We start from the raw sequence: 4,670 nt of genomic DNA, 5'->3' as shown, positions 1-4,670 counted from the left end.
GTTCGGGGTCGGAGACCGAATCAATCGATAACAACCGCGCAAAACCACCCCCCTTCGACAACACCACCGCACCCCCACCATCAGCCAACACGAACAACCGCGACGCCGACCACCGATCCACCGCCGGAGTACCAAAATTATCCGCCGCCGTCACCAACACCGCCCGCCGACCCACATCCGCCAACAAAAAACACACCCCCAAATGCACCGCCGAAAAAAACCCGATACACCCATTCCGAATCTCCACCGACGTCACCGGACGATTCACCGTCCGCCGATTCACATAATGCTGCGCCGACCACCCATCCGGCCCCTGCGGATGCACATTCGTATGCAACACCGCATCCACCTCCCCCACCGAAACCCCCGACCCCACCAACGCCCGACACCCCGCCTCCACCGCCAAATCCGGCGCCGGCACACCACCCGCCACCGTCACCGACACCAAACCCGACCGCTCCGCCACCCCCGCATCCCACCAACCACGCTCCACCGCAACCCCAACATCCACCACACCCACCCCAGCCGAACCCACCCCAGCAAAAAACACACCATCAACCTTCATGGCAGTTCCTCAATTCGACCGAGTTGCAGCGACACATAATTCCGAGTCAGCACAACGGAATTCCCGCGCGTATCTATGTTGTGAATCGTAGATTCGCCGGTCACCCATAGACAACAACACAACGGCTATTGCTCGGACACCACGAAATGCTCTCGGTTACAGCGATATTCGGCCAAAACGTGATGTTCGGGATCAGTGCCGGTTGCGCAGCGCATCCTCGAGAATCGACGACTCCTGCTCGGAGGCAGACTGCACGAAATGCAACAGCGCTTCTTCAGGATTTCCCGATTCGGCCAGGACCTGCCGTAGCGCACGTGAAGTAGCTTCGGCACGGCCCACGGCCGGGCGATATCGGTACGCACCGTTGTCGAGGATGCGCGTGACCCACCCTTTGCGATGCAGGTTGTCGAGCACCGTCATGATCGTCGTGTACGCGGGAGCTCTGCCGGGCTGGGTACATTCACCGAGCACTTCACGCACCTTCATCGCGTGGTCGGCACGCCAAAGCACGTCCATGACAGCGGCTTCCAGGTCACCGAGCCCGAGCACCCCGCACCTCCTCGAGAGAACGACCGGTATCCAATCGGCCATCGCACACGATTGTCGCGAGAGCTGTGAATGGATTCAAGCCGCGCTGCTGTATCGAGTCACATGGACGACGCCGTCTCTGTCGTAGGCGACGTGCCAGCATCCAACCCCTGCGCCACCCTGCTGTGCGCCTCGGCGTGCAGCCGTTCGGCCAACTGTCGCCATGTCTGCGCGTAACTCACAGCGAGTTCGGCCACGACCTCCGACCAGTGCCCCGGCAGACTCGCGACCAACTCGGAACATCGGTCGGGGTCGACAGTGTGCTGGTAGAGCCAGCGCAGCGTCTGCCGGCCCGCTTCGTTGTACCGCAGGGCGGGATCGTTTCGCAGCTTGGCCAGCAGGACATCCGGATCGGTCGTCGATGTCGGGGCGAACCGTTTGGCCGACGGCACCGGCTTGTTCACCGGTCGGTCATGCGGTCGTCGGTATCTTGCGGGAACCGGGTCCTCGCCGCGTTCGGTGCGCCGCCGCACATCCGCGACGGTGGCCGGGGAAAGCCCGGTGGCTCTGGCGACTTCCCGCAACGCCGCGGTCGGGTTCTCGCGCAGCAGCTCGGCGGCGCGCTCCCGTGATGCGGCGCTGTCGACCGGGCGCATCCGGCCGTCCTTGCCCAGCCGGGTGTTCGACTGCACGCTTTCCACAGTTGAACAAGCGGCACGAACCAGCGCCACGGTGGAAGCCGACAACCCCGTTGCCGCGGCCACCGCGCGATCGGACCAGTCCGGATGCCCGATGATCATGCGTCCCGCCGCCGCCTTTCGGTCGGCGCTGCTCAGGGTCAGTCCGTGTTGGATGTTCGAGGCGACTGCGAGCAGGAATGCGGTGTCCTCGTCGCAGTCGACGATGCGGGCTTCGATCGCGGTGCGCCCGTTCAACTGCGCGGCCCGCACTCGGTGCATGCCGTCGATCACGCGCATGGTGGCGCGATGGACGACGATCGGCGGCAGCGGGGTCTCCGTCTCGGCGAGCATCTGCGTATGCGCCGAATCCTCACCGGCCTGCCGGACCGAATTGGCATGGGACAGAAGCTTTATCGGGACGAGGCTGACGGGAACACCATCCAGAGACGAAATCGTCGGCAGGTCATCGTTCCAGCGCACGCACTTTTGTTCGAATGCGGTATCGGATGGGATAGAACTGATCGAATCGGGCATGAGCGCGTCCTCCCCTTCATAAGCTCAGCGCCAAGTGACACCGGTCACTAAGGTACTAAGCGGCATAGTAGGCAGCAAGGGAACGCCGGACACGGCGAACTCACATCGAAGTCGGTGTGTCGGCGTTCAGATCAGCTGTGCCCCAATAAATAAGGGCTCGGCGACAGAGATTCGACACATGACGTCGATACGACAACACATTGTCTCGCGGTACCTTGGGTGAAGGCCGCATCGGTGCGGGCCTTTGCGACGTCCGCGTCCGCGCCAGTCCCCGATTGTCGTAGCGGCTGTTCCTCGGTTCTTCGATACAGCGCGCGGTTCGGCTTCGGCCGCAATCGCGGCCGGGCGACTTCGCGACCGATGTCCGGGTACGGAGCGATAAGAAGGAGTGATGGGATGCTCCCAGCGCTGCTGTTGCTGGTGTCCGCGATAGTGGTGGCCATATCCGGCCCCAGGGTTCTCGGTCGTATCGACGTCGCCCGGCGTGATCCATCGCTACTACTGGTTGCATGGTTGGCGGCGATTCTCGGTGTCATTGCGACGACGGTGTGCAGCACGGTCGTCCTGTTCCTGCCCGAACACGGTCTGACACTCGCTTCGAAAATCATCTTCTCGCATCGGACGTGGAAGGCCTTGGGGCACGGTGCTTCTCACGGGGTCGAATGCCTCGTCGGCGGGTCAATGGCCATTTTGCTCGCTAGCGGTGCCGCGTGGATAGGGTTTCGTATCCTGCGCGCGACGAACCGCCGCGTCCGTGCTGCTGACAAGCATGCGGATCTGCTGCGGGTGGTTGCTCGGACCGAGTCGGCGATGCCGGATGTGCTGCGGCTGGATCACGAACAGCCGGTCGCATTCAGCCTCAGCGGCCGCCGTGAGTTCATCGTGGCGACCGAGGGCGTGTTTCGGCTCGGTGATGCGGCCGCCGCGGCTGTTATCGCCCATGAGCGGGCACATCTACGCGGACGGCATCATGCTCTGCTTACCTGGGTCCAAACGCTCGGTGCGGCTTTGCCGTTCGTACCACTTTTCCGGGGTGCACCCGCCGCGATAGCGGAATTGGTCGAGTTGAGTGCCGATTCCGTGGCGGCGCGTGCATGCGGCCCGGAGGCGGTGCGATCTGCGTTGTTGCACATGGCCATGCGGTGTCCGCCGACCGGGGCCCTCGCAATGGCGGATCAGGCGATCGAACATCGACTCGCCCGTCTTGCCGCCAACCCCGGTCGGAACTCCAGTTTGCTGTGGCGGCTGGCCCTGCGTGCGACCGCCGCCGCGGTTGCGATCAGCGCGCCGCTCCATCTCACGATCACGATGCTGCACCTGGTTGTGTTGGCCTAGGCCGGCGGCGCGCCGATGATCTCCACGACCGCGCACGCCGCTTCCATCCCAGGGCCGCCACTGAGCAGCAGTACCCGGTCACCGATGCGGACTTCACCACTGCGCCAGAGGTACTCGAGCCCACGGATCTGATCGACCGGACCAGCATGCCCCACCCGCCGGGTGTAATCCCAGATGCCGCGCTCCTCCTCGATCCCCAACGGGTCCAAGAAGATCGCGTGTAGACCCTCGCGGCTGAATCCGTCGTGCACGACGCGGACGATGTCGTCGAGGTCGAGTTCGGCGTCCTTCAGTGCCCGCTCCACGCTGTCGATCAGTACCGCGCCGAAGTCGCTCAGCGAACGCTCACCGGCGACCGGCTCGCGGCGGCAGTACTCCATTCGTTCATCGAAATTCAACGTGGCGCCGGCAGTGAGTCCCGGCGGGAACAGTTGCTCACCGCCGCGATGCTGGCGTTCCAGTTCGGGGTCGGAGACCGAATCAATCGATAACAACCGCGCAAAACCACCCCCCTTCGACAACACCACCGCACCCCCACCATCAGCCAACACGAACAACCGCGACGCCGACCACCGATCCACCGCCGGAGTACCAAAATTATCCGCCGCCGTCACCAACACCGCCCGCCGACCCACATCCGCCAACAAAAAACACACCCCCAAATGCACCGCCGAAAAAAACCCGATACACCCATTCCGAATCTCCACCGACGTCACCGGACGATTCACCGTCCGCCGATTCACATAATGCTGCGCCGACCACCCATCCGGCCCCTGCGGATGCACATTCGTATGCAACACCGCATCCACCTCCCCCACCGAAACCCCCGACCCCACCAACGCCCGACACCCCGCCTCCACCGCCAAATCCGGCGCCGGCACACCACCCGCCACCGTCACCGACACCAAACCCGACCGCTCCGCCACCCCCGCATCCCACCAACCACGCTCCACCGCAACCCCAACATCCACCACACCCACCCCAGCCGAACCCACCCCAGCAAAAAACACACCATCAACCTTCATGGC

The 4,670-nt window shown here is 63.8% G+C and carries 5 protein-coding genes; 1 reads left to right on the top strand and 4 read right to left on the bottom strand.

Annotated features, from left to right (window positions below):
• From ACHQ4I_RS24635 to ACHQ4I_RS24625, 3 genes are all read right to left on the bottom strand, one after another.
• The coding region (locus tag ACHQ4I_RS24635; protein WP_476445406.1) for a beta-ketoacyl-[acyl-carrier-protein] synthase family protein at positions 1-565 on the bottom strand (565 nt) is incomplete at its 3' end.
• 192 nt (positions 566-757) lie between these two features.
• On the bottom strand, positions 758-1,114 hold the full coding sequence (locus tag ACHQ4I_RS24630) for a BlaI/MecI/CopY family transcriptional regulator (protein ID WP_420774205.1): 357 nt from the start codon (positions 1,112-1,114) through the stop codon (positions 758-760).
• Positions 1,115-1,212: 98 nt separating this feature from the next.
• Entirely contained in the window at positions 1,213-2,307 is a 1,095-nt protein-coding gene (locus ACHQ4I_RS24625; RefSeq protein WP_420774204.1) for a ParB/RepB/Spo0J family partition protein, read from the bottom strand.
• A gap of 396 nt (positions 2,308-2,703) precedes the next feature.
• Between ACHQ4I_RS24625 and ACHQ4I_RS24620 the strand changes: the two genes are divergently transcribed.
• Positions 2,704-3,642, top strand: a complete 939-nt coding sequence (locus tag ACHQ4I_RS24620) for a M56 family metallopeptidase (RefSeq protein ID WP_420774203.1) — start codon at positions 2,704-2,706, stop codon at positions 3,640-3,642.
• Here the strand turns inward: ACHQ4I_RS24620 and ACHQ4I_RS24615 are convergent.
• Positions 3,639-4,670, bottom strand: a 1,032-nt coding sequence (locus ACHQ4I_RS24615; RefSeq protein WP_420774202.1) for a ketoacyl-ACP synthase III family protein, incomplete at its 5' end; no start/stop codon positions are given. The two genes, ACHQ4I_RS24620 and ACHQ4I_RS24615, sit on opposite strands and share 4 nt — an antisense overlap.

Source organism: Nocardia nepalensis, assembly GCF_048910785.1.
In the GTDB taxonomy this organism is placed as follows: domain Bacteria; phylum Actinomycetota; class Actinomycetes; order Mycobacteriales; family Mycobacteriaceae; genus Nocardia; species Nocardia nepalensis.
This window is presented reverse-complemented; position numbering and strand designations above follow the sequence as displayed.

Bases quoted from the DNA above. Each gene is read 5' to 3' on its own strand.
- ACHQ4I_RS24620 (WP_420774203.1), top strand. From the start codon at position 2,704: ATGCTCCCAGCGCTGCTGTTGCTGGTGTCCGCGATAGTGGTGGCCATA.
- ACHQ4I_RS24625 (WP_420774204.1), bottom strand. From the start codon at position 2,307: ATGCCCGATTCGATCAGTTCTATCCCATCCGATACCGCATTCGAACAA.